18 protein-coding genes are annotated in these 17012 nt (G+C 41.7%); 14 read left to right on the forward strand and 4 right to left on the reverse strand.

Annotation, left to right across the window (positions count from 1 at the left end; translation table 11 throughout):
• The first annotated feature begins 191 nt into the window (after positions 1-191).
• The gene (locus HUS61_RS06415; protein WP_175081562.1) at positions 192-1271 is read left to right on the forward strand and encodes a mechanosensitive ion channel family protein; all 1080 of its coding nucleotides are present in this window, start codon (positions 192-194) and stop codon (positions 1269-1271) included.
• A 226-nt stretch (positions 1272-1497) separates the two neighbouring features.
• Positions 1498-2781 carry a sodium:proton antiporter gene (locus HUS61_RS06420; protein ID WP_062565648.1) on the forward strand — a complete coding sequence of 428 codons (1284 nt, stop codon included), beginning with the start codon at positions 1498-1500 and terminating at the stop codon, positions 2779-2781.
• A gap of 27 nt (positions 2782-2808) precedes the next feature.
• On the opposite strand, the gene HUS61_RS06425 is transcribed toward HUS61_RS06420, so the two are convergent.
• Positions 2809-3774, reverse strand: a complete 966-nt coding sequence (locus tag HUS61_RS06425) for a sensor domain-containing diguanylate cyclase (protein WP_175081563.1) — start codon at positions 3772-3774, stop codon at positions 2809-2811.
• Between the two features lie 91 nt (positions 3775-3865).
• Positions 3866-4099 carry a hypothetical protein gene (locus HUS61_RS06430; protein ID WP_175080643.1) on the reverse strand — a complete coding sequence of 78 codons (234 nt, stop codon included), beginning with the start codon at positions 4097-4099 and terminating at the stop codon, positions 3866-3868.
• A gap of 344 nt (positions 4100-4443) precedes the next feature.
• On the opposite strand from HUS61_RS06430, the gene hisG reads away from it, so the two are divergent.
• The 8 genes from hisG to hisIE are packed head-to-tail and all read left to right on the forward strand — an operon-like array spanning position 4444 to position 11511.
• Positions 4444-5343, forward strand: a complete 900-nt coding sequence (gene hisG, locus HUS61_RS06435) for an ATP phosphoribosyltransferase (RefSeq protein WP_054563881.1) — start codon at positions 4444-4446, stop codon at positions 5341-5343.
• Positions 5344-5349: 6 nt separating this feature from the next.
• On the forward strand, positions 5350-6651 hold the full coding sequence (gene hisD, locus HUS61_RS06440; RefSeq protein WP_175081564.1) for a histidinol dehydrogenase: 1302 nt from the start codon (positions 5350-5352) through the stop codon (positions 6649-6651).
• On the forward strand, positions 6641-7738 hold the full coding sequence (gene hisC / locus HUS61_RS06445) for a histidinol-phosphate transaminase (RefSeq protein ID WP_135926407.1): 1098 nt from the start codon (positions 6641-6643) through the stop codon (positions 7736-7738). The genes hisD and hisC overlap by 11 nt, the downstream gene beginning before the upstream one ends.
• Positions 7735-8796, forward strand: coding sequence for a bifunctional histidinol-phosphatase/imidazoleglycerol-phosphate dehydratase HisB (hisB, locus tag HUS61_RS06450; RefSeq protein WP_175081565.1), 1062 nt, complete (start codon positions 7735-7737; stop codon positions 8794-8796). Before hisC ends, hisB begins: the two co-directional genes overlap by 4 nt.
• Positions 8793-9383, forward strand: coding sequence for an imidazole glycerol phosphate synthase subunit HisH (gene hisH / locus HUS61_RS06455; protein ID WP_175081566.1), 591 nt, complete (start codon positions 8793-8795; stop codon positions 9381-9383). The genes hisB and hisH overlap by 4 nt, the downstream gene beginning before the upstream one ends.
• A 27-nt stretch (positions 9384-9410) precedes the next feature.
• A complete protein-coding gene (locus tag HUS61_RS06460; protein ID WP_058584164.1) occupies positions 9411-10145 on the forward strand; it encodes a 1-(5-phosphoribosyl)-5-[(5-phosphoribosylamino)methylideneamino] imidazole-4-carboxamide isomerase in 735 nt (244 codons plus the stop codon).
• Positions 10127-10906: an imidazole glycerol phosphate synthase subunit HisF gene (hisF, locus tag HUS61_RS06465; protein ID WP_054563887.1), complete on the forward strand. Its 780-nt coding sequence runs from the start codon at positions 10127-10129 to the stop codon at positions 10904-10906. Before HUS61_RS06460 ends, hisF begins: the two co-directional genes overlap by 19 nt.
• Positions 10897-11511: a bifunctional phosphoribosyl-AMP cyclohydrolase/phosphoribosyl-ATP diphosphatase HisIE gene (hisIE, locus tag HUS61_RS06470; RefSeq protein ID WP_175081567.1), complete on the forward strand. Its 615-nt coding sequence runs from the start codon at positions 10897-10899 to the stop codon at positions 11509-11511. Before hisF ends, hisIE begins: the two co-directional genes overlap by 10 nt.
• Before the next feature lie 33 nt (positions 11512-11544).
• Here hisIE and HUS61_RS06475 read toward each other — a convergent pair whose 3' ends face one another.
• Positions 11545-12435, reverse strand: coding sequence for a LysR family transcriptional regulator (locus HUS61_RS06475; RefSeq protein WP_175081568.1), 891 nt, complete (start codon positions 12433-12435; stop codon positions 11545-11547).
• Between the two features lie 111 nt (positions 12436-12546).
• Here HUS61_RS06475 and HUS61_RS06480 point away from each other — a divergent pair, with 111 nt between their 5' ends.
• Together HUS61_RS06480 and HUS61_RS06485 are read left to right on the forward strand one after the other, a co-directional pair.
• Entirely contained in the window at positions 12547-13734 is a 1188-nt protein-coding gene (locus tag HUS61_RS06480; RefSeq protein ID WP_175080648.1) for an MFS transporter, read from the forward strand.
• A 196-nt stretch (positions 13735-13930) separates the two neighbouring features.
• Positions 13931-14893: an alpha/beta hydrolase gene (locus tag HUS61_RS06485; RefSeq protein WP_175081569.1), complete on the forward strand. Its 963-nt coding sequence runs from the start codon at positions 13931-13933 to the stop codon at positions 14891-14893.
• A gap of 107 nt (positions 14894-15000) precedes the next feature.
• On the opposite strand, the gene HUS61_RS06490 is transcribed toward HUS61_RS06485, so the two are convergent.
• The gene (locus tag HUS61_RS06490; RefSeq protein ID WP_175081570.1) at positions 15001-15915 is read right to left on the reverse strand and encodes an AraC family transcriptional regulator; all 915 of its coding nucleotides are present in this window, start codon (positions 15913-15915) and stop codon (positions 15001-15003) included.
• Positions 15916-16091: 176 nt separating this feature from the next.
• Between HUS61_RS06490 and HUS61_RS06495 the strand changes: the two genes are divergently transcribed.
• Both HUS61_RS06495 and HUS61_RS06500 read left to right on the forward strand, forming a co-directional pair.
• Positions 16092-16583, forward strand: coding sequence for a cupin domain-containing protein (locus tag HUS61_RS06495; protein ID WP_105181850.1), 492 nt, complete (start codon positions 16092-16094; stop codon positions 16581-16583).
• A 14-nt stretch (positions 16584-16597) separates the two neighbouring features.
• A complete protein-coding gene (locus HUS61_RS06500) occupies positions 16598-16945 on the forward strand; it encodes a cyclophilin-like fold protein (RefSeq protein ID WP_175080651.1) in 348 nt (115 codons plus the stop codon).
• Positions 16946-17012 lie beyond the last annotated feature (67 nt).

A 17012-nucleotide genomic window follows, 5' to 3' on the forward strand; every position in this document is an offset into this window, starting at 1 on the left:
ACAGATTGACTTGGAGTGTAAATCTATTGATACAAAATAATAACATTTATTAAACATTTGTACCTTTTATTTGTTTTTATTTTGCTCACCTTATTATTTGTGATTCACAGCTAAAAGGATTAGATATCCATAAAAAAGTCTGGGTACATAACTTGCAGCAATGGCAAGTATCTAGGGTTTAAGGACTAAGCATGATTACTGAACTAATACAAAACGAATGGCTAAATGAGCCATGGCTGGTCGTCATTGGTGGTACTGTACTAGCCGCCACAACCTTGTTTGTATTAAAGTTTATAATCATCTATTGCTTAAAGAAATGGACCCAACGAACCGACTTTGTGTTCGACTCATTACTGGTTGACTCACTGTCTACACCATTGACCTTGTGCACAATGATGGTGCTTGTGATCATTTTTGGTCAGTTATTAAACACCACCGGCTTTATGGCTGAGCACCCCTTACCTATTGCGGCCACTGCTAAAGCCATTTGTATTTTTGCCTTAGTGTTATTTTTAGATCATTTCTTATTTGGTACCGTTGATTATTACAGTGCCCGCTCAGTAGTTGTTTCGAATAGTCATAGCATCATTAAAGGCTTGATCCGCTGCGCAATTGTATGTGTTGGTTTATTGGTGTTATTAGGTACGTTAGGCATATCAATCACTCCGATTATTGCCTCTTTGGGCATTACCTCTCTTGCCGTCGCTTTGGCTTTACAACCGACACTCGAAAACTTCTTTTCTGGCGTTCAGTTGGTGATTGATAAACCTATTCGGGTCGGCGACTTTATAGAGCTTGAAAGTGGCGATCAAGGCTTTGTTGAGAAAATCGGTTGGCGCTCAACCTGGGTAAAAATGTTGCCAAATAACATGATAGTCATCCCCAATAGTCAGCTGTCTAAATCGCGCATCATTAACTATTTTTACCCAGAAAAAGAGCTCAGCGTCCCCGTTGAAGTGGGAGTGCATTATAGCTCAGACCTTGAAAAAGTTGAGCAGGTTACGTTGGATGTTGCTAGGCAGATATTAAAAAGCCATGAATGGGGCGTCGATGATTACGAAACTTTTGTGGTCTTTCATACATTCGATCAATCAAGCATCAATTTTACGGTGATGTTAAGAGCAAAAGAGTACTTTAACCGCTTTTGGGTGAAATCTGCTTTTATCAAAGCATTACATCAACGTTACGCAGAAGAAGGAATTGTGATCCCTTATCCAATTAGGGCAATAAATACCAGCCAAGAATCAGCTCAATTTAAACAGGCTGATTGACCTAACTGAACTTATCATAATTACGCTTTTTTCAGGTTTATTTTTGTCTCTTTTGAGACATTATTAACAGCGATTATACATATGCAATCAGCGCCTTGAATTTTTACTCTAAAATGTCATAAAAATCGCATAAACACTGTGACATACCTATTTTAGAGGCGTACTATATGCGGCCAGAAAGTGACTGCTTTCTGCGTCTTGTTATACAAATATTTAAGGTCAAACAATGAATGCTTGGTACCTCATTTGTTTTCTTTCAGCATTAGCTATTTTTATTGCTTTTGCTAACCAATTCATCCTCAAAATGCAAACTACGATTGCTATAACAACTGGCTCTGTTGTTATTTCTTTACTACTTATTCTTGCCGTTAAAATGCTTGGCGATACTACCGCCCTCGAAATGACCCAAATTGTTTCTAGTATCAACTTTAATCAGTTGCTATTAAAAGGCATGCTCGGCTTTTTGCTATTCGCAGGTGCGCTGGAAATCAACTTAGCAGCCCTTCGTAAGCAACGGTGGGAAATTACCGCATTAGTATTATTTTCAACCATTACCTCAACGGTCATTGTTGGTTACTTAAGCTATTATTTGTTTGCTTTTGTAGGCTGGCCAGTACCATTTATTTACTGCTTGTTGTTTGGTGCTTTAATCAGCCCAACCGACCCGATTGCAGTGTTAGCCATTATTAAACAAATGCGAGCCCCAGAAGGTATTTCTGTGCAAGTTGAAGGTGAGTCTTTGTTTAATGATGGTATTGGTTTGGTGATTTTCACAACGATATTTTCAGTGGCCTTTTATGGCACCGAAGCCACCTTTACTGACGTTGCTGAATTGTTCTTAGTTGATGCAATTGGCGGTATCGTGTTTGGTCTCGTGATTGCGTTAGTCGGGCATTTTTTAATTATTAATAGCCGCGATGTGAACATTCGTTTGCTACTAACCTTGACCATTCCAACAGCCGGCTTTGCAGCTGCGAATATTTGGGAGATCTCAGGTGCACTTGCTATGGTCACCAGTGGTATTTTACTAGGCAATATTACTCGTTCAAAAGCAACAGAGCGTACTGGGCCTGAAGATACTCGCTACGTAAAAGACTTTTGGCATGCCACCGATAGCTTTTTAAATGCATTGCTGTTTTTGATTATCGGTATGCTCATCGTCACTATGCCTATTACCCTTGAAGAAATTGGCTTAGGTTTACTGATGGTACCTGTGGTGTTGCTAGCTCGTTTTATAAGTGTAGGTGCGCCATTTGTGTTCTTTAAAAAGTATCGCCAATACGATAAGCACTCAGTGAAAATACTCACTTGGGGTGGCTTACGGGGTGGTTTAGCACTGGCAATGGCAGCTGCTATCCCACGCGATCAAGTGATGATTGCAGGCTCTGACCTTCACAACCTTATTGTAATTGTGACCTACGTGGTAGTGATCTTTTCAATTATCGTACAAGGTTTAACAATTTCGCCGTTGATCCAAAGTAGTATTCAATCGGCAGAAGCGAAAAATTAAGCACTGCTTTTTACTTTAAAGGCTCGATTATCGAGCCTTTTTTTGTGCTTTATCGGCATACATTCGCGCGTCTGCAACAGCGAGTAACTTCGTCAGTGAACAAGGTTGCTGATCAGAAAAATCGGCAATACCATAAGAAAAGCCAAGTTCAACTTGGTTATTAAAGCTATTAGGTAAGTCACTGAATGATAACAACAAGCGCTGCATTATAGTATCGCATTCACTGGTATTTAAATCTGTAAATAAAATTACAAACTCATCACCGCTCAAACGTGCATATAAATCCGCTTTGCGACAACAGTTCTCTAGTAATCCTGCAAAATCTTTCAGTACTCTATCGCCAGCGGCATGACCAAATTTATCGTTAATTGTTTTAAAGTTATCTAAATCAATAAACACTAATTTTGCTTTTAAGTACTGGCGAATACATAAATCAAGGTAATGCTCTGCAGTGCCAATAAAGCCGCGACGATTAGGCAGTAAGGTAAGCTCATCGGTAGTCGCTAATTGCATGATTGCAAACTCTCGCTCGACGATTGCTGCAAAGTCTTGTAAGGCTTTAATTTCTTGTTTGTTAAAACTGCGTGGTTGATGATCGATAAGGCACAAAGTGCCAATTCTATTTCCTGATTTAAGTGTAATTGGGCAACCCGCATAAAAGCGAATATTTGGGTCTCCCATTACCAGTGGGTTATCTGCAAAGCGCTTATCGTTTAAGGCATTTTCAACCACTAGGGGATCTTTGTATAAAATTGCATGGGCGCAAAATGAAATATCTCTTGCGGTCTCTGTCACATCTAGCCCCACACATGACTTAAACCACTGTCTATGCTCGTCAATTAAGCTAATAACACAAATGGGTACAGAGAAAAATTGTTGGGCAAGGCGAGTTATTCGGTCAAAGGCAGGCTCACTTTGAGAGTCTAAAACATTCAACGAACGAAGCTCTTCAAGTCTAGCTTGCTCGTTTAATGGTAATAAAGGTCGTTCCATTGAATTGCCTTGTAAGTAACAACACAAGTGTCTCTTAACGTTAGCAGAAAAAACCACTCAGTTGCATAAAAACAAATTCTTATATGGAGTATTAAGCCCATGTATCTAGGTGTTTATTACCCTCTTCATCTTCTTCTATGGCACTTTTGTTGCCTTTATCTTCTTTTTTTGAGGCTTTTTTGCGGCGTTCTATTTCACGCTTTTGGCGCTTTTCGAGCTCAATTCGCTGCACGTTCGCATCTTTTACGCCCGCAATATGGAACGCACCTTTACTTTCCAACTGTAAGCGCGTAATTCGACCTAAAAAGGGGATCATGATATCCATTTGTACCTCCTATCTATCCATTTATTATCGGCAGTTATAGCATATACTTTAATTTCGCAAAAAAATGCTTGCCAAAGATTAGCAAAGCATGTTTATCTATATACGTAACTTATTTAAACAGATTTACGCACTGGTTTATACAAACGAGTGCAATACAGGAAAAATTATGCGCTTCAATCTGACAACTATCCATCATCACCATCATTCACCGGAATAGCCTGTCAGGTTTTTCGCTGAGAGGTTATTCCTAAAAGGAACCTCTGGCGAGCAATCAACCAAATTATTTATTTTCGCCCTGAGGTTCCCTCGGGGTTTTTAGTTTTTGAATTAAAGGAAAATGAATAATGAGCAATACCAACCGTTTACGAATCGCCATCCAAAAAGGCGGCCGCTTATCAAAAGACTGCCAAGAGTTACTAAAGCAACTTGGTGTTAAATTAAATCTTCGTGAACAACGTTTAATCGCACACTCTACCAACATGCCAATTGACGTACTTCGTGTACGCGATGACGATATTCCGGGCCTAGTAATGGACGGTGTGTGTGACCTAGGTATCGTTGGTGAAAACGTACTTGTTGAAGTTCAAGCCGAACGCGAACGCCAAGGCGTGGCATTCGAAGTAAACAAACTTTCTAAACTTGATTTTGGTTACTGCCGCCTAGCACTTGCATGGCCACAAGAACTTGGTCCGCAAGATAAAAGCTGGTTTGAAGGTAAACGCATTGCCACTACTTACCCAGAAATCTTAAGCCAGTACCTAAAACGCGAAGGCATTAACGCAAGCACAGTCATGTTAACGGGCTCTGTTGAAGTTGCTCCGCGTGCTGGTTTAGCTGATGCAATTTGTGACCTAGTGTCTACCGGTGCAACCTTAGAAGCTAATGGCTTGATGCAAGGCGACACCATCTTAGAATCAAATGCATGTTTAATTCAAAACAAAGACCTTACTGATCAAAGCAAACTTGATTTAATCAACACGTTAATGCCGCGTTTACGTGGTGTGCGCCAAGCAAAAGAAAGTAAATACATCATGCTACACGCACCAAAAGCAAAGCTTGATGAAGTATGCGACTTACTACCTGGCACAGGCCAACCGACTTTACTATCGCTTGCTGGTAGCGACGATTATGTAGCACTTCACATGGTTAGCAGCGAAACCCTTTTCTGGGAAACAATGGAACAGTTAAAAGCACTGGGTGCCAACTCAATTCTTGTTATGCCAATTGAAAAAATGATGGAGTAATTATCCATGTTTCGCTGGAATGAGGAAAATCAACAAGCACAGCAGGCGGTACTTACCCGCCCTGCTGTTACTGCAAGTAAAGAGGTTGAAGCAATTTGCATCGACATCTTAAATGCGGTTAAAACTGAGGGTGACGCAGCGTTATTAAAGATGGCAAAAGAGTTTGATAAGCGCGAAACACCTCGCTTATTAGTACCAATTGAAGAAATAAACCAAGCTGAGCAGTTATTATCAAACGAATTAAAAGCCGCCATCGAAACGGCCTATGCCAATGTAAAACGTTTTCACCAAGCACAATTACCAAAAGACATTAAGTTAACAACGCAACCTGGCGTATTGTGTGAACTTAAATATCAAGCCATTGAAGCGGTAGGCATTTACGTGCCAGGTGGCAGTGCGCCACTGCCATCGTCAGTGATTATGCAAGGGGTACTTGCACAGTTAAGTGGTGCACAAACCGTTGTGCTTACTACACCTGTAAAAGCCGATGAAACTATCAACCCTGCCATTTTATATGCGGCAAAACTATGTGGTATTAAAACCATTGTAGAAAGTGGCGGCGCCGGAGCGATTGCAGCAATGGCATACGGTACAGAATCAGTGCCTAAGGTGAACAAGATTTTTGGCCCGGGAAATAGCTTTGTCACCATGGCAAAACAACTTGTTGCGCAAACTATTCCGGGCATGGCGATTGATATGCCAGCGGGCCCTTCTGAAGTGCTAGTGATTGCTGATGAGCGTGCAAACCCAGAGTTTATTGCGGCAGATTTATTATCGCAAGCAGAGCACGGTGCGGATTCACAGGTTATTTTACTATGTAACAGCGAGCGCATTATTGAAAAAACACAGCAAGCATTAGCAGAGCAGCTAGCAAAGTTGAGTCGTAAAGACACTGCCGAGCAAGCCCTTGCTAACTCAAGCTTGATTTTAGTGGACTCGGTTGAGCAAGCCTTTTCGGTGTCTGCTGAATATGGTCCTGAGCACCTTATTTTACAACTTGCTGATGCGCAGCCTTATTTAAGCTTAGTGAAAAATGCCGGCTCAGTATTTGTAGGTGATTACACCCCGGAGTCTGCCGGTGACTATGCATCGGGTACTAACCACGTACTACCAACGTATGGTTACAGTGCGACCTATTCGAGCTTAAACTTACTGGACTTCTTTAGAACTTACACAGTGCAAACCATCAGCAAAAATGGCTTACGTGAATTATCTAAAGCAATTTTACCTTTGGCTGCAGCAGAGGGGCTTGATGCTCACGCTAATGCTGTTTCGATTCGTCTTGAGGCTATGAACAATGAGCGATAATTCAAAAATAACGACACTGTTGCCAGATAACATTGCAGCGCTTACAGCCTATAGTTCGGCGAAAAGTGAAAAGCTGACAGGCACAACCTGGTTAAATGCCAATGAAAGCCCTTATTCACGTACGCCAAATATCAATTTAGCTGATTTAAATCGCTACCCAGATCCGCAGCCTCAGCAAGTGATCAATCGTTACGCTTGCTATGCTAATTTAGAGCCAGAGCAAGTACTGATGACTCGTGGCGCTGACGAAGGTATTGAACTATTAGTACGTACTTTTTGTAGCCCTGCTAAAGATAGCATTGCACTTTTTTTGCCAACTTACGGCATGTACAAAGTCACTGCTGATACCCACAACATTGCGATTAACGGTTTAACTCAAGAGCTGTTATTAAAAGGCACGGTTGATGAGATTGTCACTGCGGTTGCTGATTCAAAGCTGGTGTTTATTTGTAATCCAAATAACCCTACCGGCAGCATGACAAGCCTGGACAAAATCAGAAAAATCACCCAACAACTTGCGGGTAAAGCGATTGTAGTGGTGGATGAAGCTTATATAGAATTTTGCCCAGAACAAACAGCGGCAAGCCTGATCAACGAGTTTAGTAACCTTGTGGTACTAAGAACCTTATCAAAAGCATTTGCACTTGCGGGTTTAAGAACAGGCTTCACATTAGCCAACAGCGAGCTACTGGCGCCTATTCGTAAAGTGATTGCGCCATATCCTGTATCAACGGTGGTGGCGAGCATTGCCGCAGATGCATTAAGTAGTGACAACATCGCTTCAATGCGCCGTCAGGTGACTATTCTAAATAGCTTAAAAGGCAAACTGAAAAGCTGGCTTGAGCAATCACCTGCTGTTATCAAAGTACTGAGCGGTGAAGGTAACTTCGTCACCTTAAAACTAAAAGACAAACAATCATTTAATATCGCACTTGAGCAAGGACTCGTGATGCGTGCCTTCACCTTGTATGGCGAAAATGATTGGTTACGAATTTCTATCGGTAACGAGCAAGAACTAGAACAAGTAAAAATTTGGTTAGATGGTTTATCACTGACCAGCAATACAGTAGAACAGGAATTATCATGAGCAACCCGTATTTATTTATTGACCGCGATGGCACGATTATCGAAGAGCCTATCACCGACAAACAGGTTGATAGCCTAGAAAAATTAGTGTTCTTGCCGAATGTGATCCCTGCTCTATTACAACTTCAAGCGGCAGGTTACCGCCTTGTTATGGTATCTAATCAAGATGGTTTAGGTACTGATAGCTTTCCGACGGCTGATTTTGATATTGCTCAAGACAAGATGATGGATATCTTAAACAGCCAAGGGATTAAATTTGATGAAGTTCTGATCTGCCCTCACTTTGATGAACAAAATTGTGACTGCCGTAAACCAAAAACTGGCTTACTTACTGAGCTTATGCGCTCAGGTAAAGTCGATTTAGCACGCTCATTTGTGATTGGTGACCGCCAAACTGATATTGGACTTGCCAATAACTTATGTTGTGAAGGCATTTTGTATGACGGCAGCTGGGATGCCATTGTCACTAAGCTGACAACCGCGAACCGTGAAGGCCGTGTCACTCGCAATACCAAAGAAACACAAATCGATGTGCAAGTTAATTTAGACCAAACAAAAAATGGCGAAATTAGCACTGGCCTTGGCTTTTTCGACCACATGCTTGACCAAATTCGTACACACGCCAATATCGGACTTAATATTCAAGCCACTGGCGACTTACACATTGATGAGCACCACCTAGTTGAAGATATCGGCATTGCACTTGGCCTTGCCCTTAAACAAGCGCTAGGTACAAAAACGCAAATTGGTCGCTATGGCTTTGCACTCCCTATGGATGAATGTAAAGCAGAAGCGCAAATTGACTTATCGGGTCGCGCCTCATTTGTATTAAACGCCGATTTTAGCCGTGAAAAAGTGGGCGACTTAGACGTACAAATGGTTGAGCACTTCTTTAAAAGCTTAAGTGATAATGCCGCCATGAGCCTTATTTTGTCGGTTAGCAATGGTAATTGTCACCACCAAGTTGAAGGCCTTTTTAAAGCGTTTGCAAGAGCACTTCGCGCTGCGATTGCAAAAGATGCTTCGCAACAAACAGCAAGCTCTAAGGGGTGTTTATGATTGCCATAATTAATACCGGTTGCGCCAACATTAACTCTGTTCGTTTTGCCTTTGAACGCTTAGGGAAAACGCCTGAGGTTATCACCTCACCTGAGCAACTAAAAGGCTTTGAACGTGCCATTTTACCCGGCGTAGGTCATGCTTCTGTTGCCATGAAACGCTTAAAAGACGGTGGTTGGCAACAAGCAATTGATGAATATCAGCGCCCGTTGATGGGCATTTGTTTAGGCATGCAATTACTTTGCGACAGCACTGAAGAAGGCAATGTTGATTGCCTTGGCAAAATTCCAGGTATTGTTAAGCACTTAGATGTAGGTGAATTAACTTCACCGCACATGGGCTGGAACGACCTAAGCGTATTAAAAGAGCATGGCCTCACCAAAGGGTTATCGGCGCAAGATCAAGTGTACTTTGTGCATAGCTTTGCTCACACAGTGAACGATGCCACCCTCGTTAGTGGTGAATACGGACAAGCTTTTTCAGCAATTGTTGCTAAAGATAACTACGCAGGCATGCAGTTCCACCCAGAGCGAAGCGCCAAAGTAGGCACCCGACTTTTACAAAACTTTTTAGATTGGAAGCTGTAAGCGCAGCAAAAAATAAGAGAAATAAACGTGATTATTCCAGCACTCGATGTATTACAAAACCAAATTGTGCGCTTATACCAAGGTAAGTATGATACCGCACAATTTTACCCTTACGAACTTGGCGCACGCTTACAAGAGTATGCAAATAGCGGCGCAGGCAAACTGCACTTAGTTGATTTAGAAGGCGCGCGCGATCCAAATAAAAAACAGTGGCAGCACATTCAAGCTGCGACTAAAGCGCTTAATGTTCCTTATCAAGTGGGCGGTGGTATTCGCTCTGAGCAAGATGTTGCTGACTGGCTTGAAGCCGGTGCTAACCAAGTCGTGATTGGCTCAATGGCCGTTGAAAAGCGTGAGCAAGTAAAGGCCTGGATTGAAAAGTTTGGCAGTGAACACTTTGTTATCGCACTAGATGTTAATAAAACTGACAACGGCTGGGCACCAGCAACACATGGTTGGTTAAGTGAATCTGAGTTTGGCTTGTTCGAACTGGTTGATTTTTACGTGGCACTTGGTGTGGTTGATTTTCTGTGTACTGACATCAGTAAAGACGGCACCATGACCGGCCCTTCGTTTGCACTTTATGAAGATTTAACCAACCACAACAGCGAGATTAAAGTTCAAGCATCAGGCGGTGTAAGCTCACTGGATGATATTGCAAAGCTGAAAAAACTGGGTGTTGGCGGTGTTATCTTAGGTAAATCATTGCTCGATGGTGCCTTTAATGTTGAGGAGGCGTTAGCATGTTATCAAAACGCATAATCCCTTGTTTAGATGTAAAAGACGGCCAAGTCGTTAAAGGTGTTAAATTTAAAGGCCATGAAGTGGTTGGTGATATTTTAACGCTTGCTAAAGCTTACAGCGATGCCGGTGCGGATGAACTGGTGTTTTATGAAATCAGTGCCAGCGTCGAAAAACGCCTACTTGATGTCAATTGGGTAGAGAACATTGCACGCCACATTGATATTCCATTTTGTGTGGCGGGCGGCATTAAATCTGTTGCTGATGCAGCACGTGTTTTAGAACGTGGTGCAGATAAAATCAGTATTAATAGCCCTGCAATTGCTCGCCCAGAGCTTATCAAAGAATTACACGATGAGTTTGGTAAACAATGCGTGGTTGTGGGTATTGATAGCTTTTATGATGAAACCACTGGCGAATATTTAGTGTACCAGCTGACTGGCGACCCAAATGCATCAAGCCGTACTCGCTATAAAACCGAAGAGTGGGTTAAGCGCGTGCAAGACCTAGGCGCTGGTGAAATTGTACTCAATTGCATGAACCAAGACGGCGTGCGTAAAGGCTACGACAATGTTCAGCTATCAAAAATGCGTGCACTGTGCGATATTCCACTAATTGCATCGGGCGGCGCAGGTACGATGCAAGACTTTGTTGATGTGTTTCAACAAAGCCAAGTTGATGGCGCCCTCGCTGCCAGCGTATTTCACAAGAACGTCATTGATATTGGCGAACTAAAACAATTTTTAACTGATAATAATGTAGCGGCAAGACTATGCAATTAACCAAAGACACTCTTTCTCAAGTCGATTTTGCCAAAAGCGAATTAATCCCAGCTATCGTGCAAGACGCACGCTCTGGGGTGATTTTAATGCAAGGCTTTATGAATCAAGACGCATTAGCTGCCACTTTCGACAAACAAAAAGTAACCTTTTACTCGCGCTCTAAAGAGCGTTTATGGACTAAAGGCGAAACATCAGAAAACTACCTTGAAGTAGTCTCAGTACACACCGACTGCGATTACGACTCACTATTAGTATTGGCAAACCCACTTGGGCCAACATGCCACCTTGGTACACAAAGCTGCTTCGGCGATGATGCTAAACCTAGCTTGTCGTTTTTAGCTGAACTTGAACAAGTGATTGTTTCACGTAAAGACGATGATCCAATCAAAAGCTACACTGCGTCTTTGTTTGCAAAAGACTTAAGCCGTAGTTGCCAAAAAGTGGGTGAAGAAGGCGTTGAAGTTGCCCTTGCAGCCATGAAACATGATAACGATGAATTAACCAATGAATCAGCAGACTTACTGTATCACTTAACTGTGTTATTACAGCGCCAAGGCTTATCGCTGGCTGATGTGGTGAGCTGTTTAAAAGGCCGCCATAATTAATAATTATAGAGTGTGGTATCTAAATACCGCACTCTATTGCTGTTTTAATGCTTCTAACACAATTTTAAATGCCGGAGACGGTTGCCTTCGGCTCGGGTAATACAAATAATAACCAGGAAATGCAGGGCACCAATCAGCCAACACTTTAATTAAATTACCATTTTTTATATGCTCACCAAACTCTTCTTCAGGTAGAAACGCAATACCTAAACCCTGTAACGCAGCCTCAACAATATGATGAGAGGTATTAAAGATTAATTGACCGCGTACATTCACATTAAGTTCTTCACCCTCTTTTTCAAACTCCCATGCATACAAACCGCCATGAGTCGGAAAGCGAATATTGATACAATTATGTGCAGTAAGATCCTTTGGTGTATTAGGCTTTTGATGCTTAGTAAAATACTCAGGGCTTGCAACCGCTGCCATATTGAGCTCTTTACCGATAGGCACTGCAATCATATCTTTATCTATGGTTTCGCCAAGACGCACACCTGCATCAATTCGCTGAGCAACAATGTCTGTGTAGCCATAGTTAACATTGAACTCGATATTAATATCAGGATATTGCTTTAATACATTGGCAAGTTTGGGGAGTAATGTGTTCTGAATGATAAAGTCACCACAGGTAATTTTTACCGTACCCGCAGGTTTGTCTCGGAGTTCAGTTAATGCTTCTAACTCATTTTCAATATCATCAAAACGGTGCCCTATTGCATTGAGTAAACGCTCTCCGGCGAGTGTAGGCGATACGCTTCGAGTTGTTCTGGTAAGCAAACGAATATCTAAATTTGCTTCTAGTGAGCGAATAGCTTGGCTCAAGGCAGACTGTGTTACGCCTAACTGAGCCGCAGCACGCGTAAAACTTCCCGTTCTTGCCACAATGACAAAATAGTTCAATTCATTGAGGTTTTGTTTGATCATCTACCAGCCTATTGATAAGTTTTACTAATAAAGCATATTAGTATTCATTAGCTAGTCTATTCAACCTATGTTTGAAAAAATACTCCCTCACAATTAACTATATGGATTAGTATGACAAATTACTCAACCTATCAAGATGATCAGCCTATGGAGCAGCAAGCTAATTGGAGTGGGGTTTTTGCGATGACATTATGTATTTTCGCCTTAATAGCCTGCGAGTTTATGCCTGTAAGCTTATTAACACCTATGGCTGAAGATTTATCAATTAGTAAAGGCATGGTTGGTCAGGGGTTAGCAATATCTGGCTTTTTTGCGGTGGTCACGAGTCTATTCATGAGTCCTTTATTTGCTAAAAGTGATCGAAAAACCTTACTAGTCGCTCTAACCTTGATAATGCTACTGTCAACTTTAACAATCTCTGTAGCTGATAGTTACGCTGTTTATATGCTTGGTCGTGCGTTAATCGGCTTAGTCATTGGTGGCTATTGGTCACTTTCAACTGCTTCTGCAATGCGCTTAGTTCCCGAGGAAAAAGTGCCTAAAGCACTGGCAGTATTTAATGGTGGTAATGGTCTTGCCATGATAATTGCAGCACCACTTGGCAGTTATTTAGGCAGTGTTCTTGGCTGGCGAGGCGCGTTTATGTGTTTAGTGCCATTTATTGCTATTGCTGTATTTTGGCAATGGCAGGCTTTGCCTAGCATGCCAGCTCAGCAGCAATCAAAAGGACCTTTTTCTGCATTTAAGTTATTTAAAAAGCCACTCGTCCGTTTTGGTATGCTAGCTGTCGCGCTGCTATTTATGGGGCAATTTACTTTATTTACCTATGTAAGGCCCTTTTTAGAGTCAGCGTTTCAAGCCACCAGCCAACAAGTCTCTATGGTGTTATTTGTTATCGGTTTTGCAGGCTTTATTGGCACCTTATTGATCAGCAAGGTGATAAAGCTCAGTTTAGCGTTTGCATTAATAGCAGCTCCTGCGGTTATGGCTTTAATAGCATTTTGTTTAGCTAATCAAATATCTCTTTTTAACATCAACATCGTATTACTTGGATTATGGGGGTTAATTGCAACTGCAGCGCCTGTTGCTTGGTGGAGCTGGGTAGCTCGTGCTTTACCAAAAGATGCTGAAGTTGCAGGAGGATTGATGGTAGCAATTATTCAATTTTCGATAGCACTAGGCTCAACATTTGGCGGTATATTATTTGATGTTTATGACTACCCTATTACCTTCTTTGTTAGCGCAGCTATCTTATTTTTTGCAGCTATTGCCAGCTATTTCACTATAAAAACACCCTAAAAAATCATTAGGTGGCTCATACTTGGGCTACCTAATGTTCATTTTAAGCACCTAAAGATACATTCGACACTTTTAGGCAATAAATCGACTGTTCTAATATAACGCCAAACTGCACAAATAACCGACAATAACCTCATCAAAGCTGCATTGTGAAAACAAATTGCAGTCCCTGTTAATCAAAAAATAGGAGAGAGTTATGACAACCTCAACTGATAATTTTTACCAAAGCGATGCTGTTAACTTTGAAAAAGTAATTTTCAAAAACCAATTACAAATGAATGTAGTCGGTAATCTTTTTACACCTAAAAATGCAGAGAAAGGTGCGAATCTTCCGGCACTTGTAATTGGTCATCCTATGGGTGCGGTAAAAGAGCAAAGTGCTACTTTATATGCAACTAAACTTGCAGAGCTAGGCTTTGTAACTTTGGCAGTTGATCTTAGCTTCTGGGGCGAAAGTGACGGCGAACCACGTAATACTGTACTACCTGATTTATACGCAGAGTCATTCAGTGCCGGTGTCGATTACCTTGCTAGCCGTTCATACGTCAACAAAGAAAGCATTGGTGGTTTAGGTGTATGTGGTAGTGGTGGTTTCATCATTAGTGCCGCAAAAATTGACCCACGTATCAAAGCTGTGGCAACAGTTAGTATGTATGACATGGGTGGCGCAACGCGCAATGGTTTAGGCAACTCTATTGATCTTGATATGCGTAAAGATATGCTCGATGAGGCTGCAGAGCAGCGTAATGTTGAGTACCTTGGTGGCGAAGTACAATACACTGGCGGCTGCCCCCATCACATTGATGAAAGCTCACACCCAATTGCAAAAGAGTTTTATGACTTTTACCGCACTGAGCGTGGTGAATATACACCAGAGCGTTCATCAGCAGATTTAACAACACACCCAACATTAAGCAGCAATGTGCGTTTTATGAACTTTTATCCATTTAACGATATTGAGACTATTTCACCACGTCCATTGCTGTTTGTTGCTGGTGAACACGCTCACTCATTTGAGTTTAGCCAACAAGCCTATGATTTAGCTGCTGAACCTAAACAATTATTGGTTGTACCAAATGCAGGTCATGTTGATTTATATGATGATGTGGGTTTAATTCCATTCACTAAAATTGCTGAATTTTTCAAAGCAAGTCTTTAACTAAAACGTGTCATGGTAACGAATGGGACATAGGGATATGCCCATTCGTTTTTTATACCAATTCGCTTAATTAACTATTATTGCCCATTGGTATTATATGTAGCCGGCTATTTAGCCGTTGCTAAAAACGCCTCAACATCTCGTTTTGGTGATAAACCAAAAAACCGAGAATACTCGCGAGAAAACTGTGAGGGGCTTTCGTAGCCAACCTTAAAAGCAGCACCTGAGGCATCCATACTCTCGCCAACCATCAACCTTCTTGCTTCCATTAACCTTAAACGCTTTTGATATTGCAACGGACTCATTGAAGTTAGATCTCGAAAATGATGATGGAAAGTCGATTTACTCATTTTCGCAAGACCCGCTAAGTCCTCTACACTCAAGGGTTGATCATAGTTTTCTTTTAACCACTTAACACTACGAGCAATTCTCAGCCCTTGGCTACCTGTTGACACTATATGGCGAAGCTCTGCCCCATGCTCACTGTTAAGTACACGCCAAAAAATTTCGCGTTTAATTAATGGCGCAAGCACTGGCATAGACTCAGGATCATCAACCAGATCAATTAATCGTGTAAAAGCGTTAAGTAGCGGCTCTGTCATCTCACCTAAGGTCATTCCCTTATTGAGTGATTGCTTGTTTAATTTGTCGAGCGGTATTTGCGAAATCAGTTCACCTAACATAGCCAAATCAAGCTTTAACACTAAGCCTAAATAAGGTGCGTCGTCTTTTGCTTCAAGAACTTGCATTTTTGCAGGCAAATCAATAGAGGTAATCAAATACTTGTGTGGGTCATACTTGAACACATCTTCGCCCAAGGTCATGCTTTTTGCCCCTTGTAGCACCAGTGCAATACTTGGTTCAACCACACACATTGAACAAGAGGTGGCAGCCTGTGTTTGTCGATAAAAAAACAAATCCTCAATCACGCTATCAGCGGTTTCTTGCTGACCGATAAGCGGCGCAATCTTATCTGCTAAAGCGGCGCTCATTTTAGCAACAGCATCATAATCTGAATGCATAACCAACCCAATTAAATTAAAGATACTTAACTATACGCTCGGTTATACAATATTGACCAGTGATAAATTTGCCGCCTCGGACTAATAGGCAATAACTTGCGTGCATTGTACTTTTTAAAGGCACAGTTTTTAGCCAAAATGAAGATTCGTTCGGTTACAAACACATGGAGAAAAGTATGAAGTATATTATCGGTACCCTTATCTTAACGATGAGTGCATTTAGTCATGCAGAAAACGCCTCTTCACAACGTTTAGAATTACCGCAAATCACAGTGCAAAAAAATGGCACTCAGTACCCAATGACTGGGCTCGACAAGTATTTCACGGGCAAAGTACGCGTCGAGCCTAGTTTCCAAGCTCATGGCGAAGCGAAAGCCGCTGGTGCCATGGTAACGTTTGAGCCCGGCGCTCGAACAAACTGGCACACCCACCCTGTTGGCCAAACCTTAATTGTTACATCAGGTATGGGCTGGGTTAATCAGTGGCATGGACAACCTCAGGTTATAAAACCAGGTGACGTTGTACATATTCCTGCTAATGTTAAACATTGGCACGGTGCTACAGATAAAACAGCCATGATGCACTTAGCTATTCAAGAATCAAAAGACGGTAAGGTTGTTGATTGGTTAGAGCCAGTAACAGATAAGCAATATTTAAAAAAGCAGTAAAGATGGTAAGTGAAATGCAAATAAAGTTCACCAGTAACGGCAAAACTATGCAAGCGACTCTAGAAAGTAACAATGCCGCTAAGCATTTTTATCAACTTCTACCATTGACTTTAAAAGTAGAAGACTTCGCCAATGCTGAGAAAATTGCCACTTTACCAGAGAAATTAAACCTACAAGGCTTACCTGCTGGCACCGATGCCGGCGCAGGAGACATCACTTATTACGCACCTTGGGGTAACCTTGCGCTCTTTTATAAGCAGCAGAGTTATGCAAATGGTCTTATAAAACTTGGCAAAATAACGGGCGATAGTCAGTTTTTTAAAAGTTTAGGCCAAGCTGATGTCACTATAGAGCCCTTGTAGTAGATACTAACTCTCCAGTTAGCAAAGCTGCTTCTGTACGCCACAAAGCAGCTTTTTTATTGCCTGA

Origin of the sequence: Pseudoalteromonas sp. 0802, from assembly GCF_013350085.1 — a bacterium.
Classification (GTDB): Bacteria; Pseudomonadota; Gammaproteobacteria; order Enterobacterales; family Alteromonadaceae; genus Pseudoalteromonas.

Bases quoted from the DNA above. Each gene is read 5' to 3' on its own strand.
- HUS61_RS06415 (WP_175081562.1), top strand. From the start codon at position 192: ATGATTACTGAACTAATACAAAACGAATGGCTAAATGAGCCATGGCTG.
- HUS61_RS06420 (WP_062565648.1), top strand. From the start codon at position 1,498: ATGAATGCTTGGTACCTCATTTGTTTTCTTTCAGCATTAGCTATTTTT.
- HUS61_RS06425 (WP_175081563.1), bottom strand. From the start codon at position 3,774: ATGGAACGACCTTTATTACCATTAAACGAGCAAGCTAGACTTGAAGAG.
- HUS61_RS06430 (WP_175080643.1), bottom strand. From the start codon at position 4,099: ATGGATATCATGATCCCCTTTTTAGGTCGAATTACGCGCTTACAGTTG.
- hisG (WP_054563881.1), top strand. From the start codon at position 4,444: ATGAGCAATACCAACCGTTTACGAATCGCCATCCAAAAAGGCGGCCGC.
- hisD (WP_175081564.1), top strand. From the start codon at position 5,350: ATGTTTCGCTGGAATGAGGAAAATCAACAAGCACAGCAGGCGGTACTT.
- hisC (WP_135926407.1), top strand. From the start codon at position 6,641: ATGAGCGATAATTCAAAAATAACGACACTGTTGCCAGATAACATTGCA.
- hisB (WP_175081565.1), top strand. From the start codon at position 7,735: ATGAGCAACCCGTATTTATTTATTGACCGCGATGGCACGATTATCGAA.
- hisH (WP_175081566.1), top strand. From the start codon at position 8,793: ATGATTGCCATAATTAATACCGGTTGCGCCAACATTAACTCTGTTCGT.
- hisF (WP_054563887.1), top strand. From the start codon at position 10,127: ATGTTATCAAAACGCATAATCCCTTGTTTAGATGTAAAAGACGGCCAA.
- hisIE (WP_175081567.1), top strand. From the start codon at position 10,897: ATGCAATTAACCAAAGACACTCTTTCTCAAGTCGATTTTGCCAAAAGC.
- HUS61_RS06475 (WP_175081568.1), bottom strand. From the start codon at position 12,435: ATGATCAAACAAAACCTCAATGAATTGAACTATTTTGTCATTGTGGCA.
- HUS61_RS06480 (WP_175080648.1), top strand. From the start codon at position 12,547: ATGACAAATTACTCAACCTATCAAGATGATCAGCCTATGGAGCAGCAA.
- HUS61_RS06485 (WP_175081569.1), top strand. From the start codon at position 13,931: ATGACAACCTCAACTGATAATTTTTACCAAAGCGATGCTGTTAACTTT.
- HUS61_RS06490 (WP_175081570.1), bottom strand. From the start codon at position 15,915: ATGCATTCAGATTATGATGCTGTTGCTAAAATGAGCGCCGCTTTAGCA.
- HUS61_RS06495 (WP_105181850.1), top strand. From the start codon at position 16,092: ATGAAGTATATTATCGGTACCCTTATCTTAACGATGAGTGCATTTAGT.
- HUS61_RS06500 (WP_175080651.1), top strand. From the start codon at position 16,598: ATGCAAATAAAGTTCACCAGTAACGGCAAAACTATGCAAGCGACTCTA.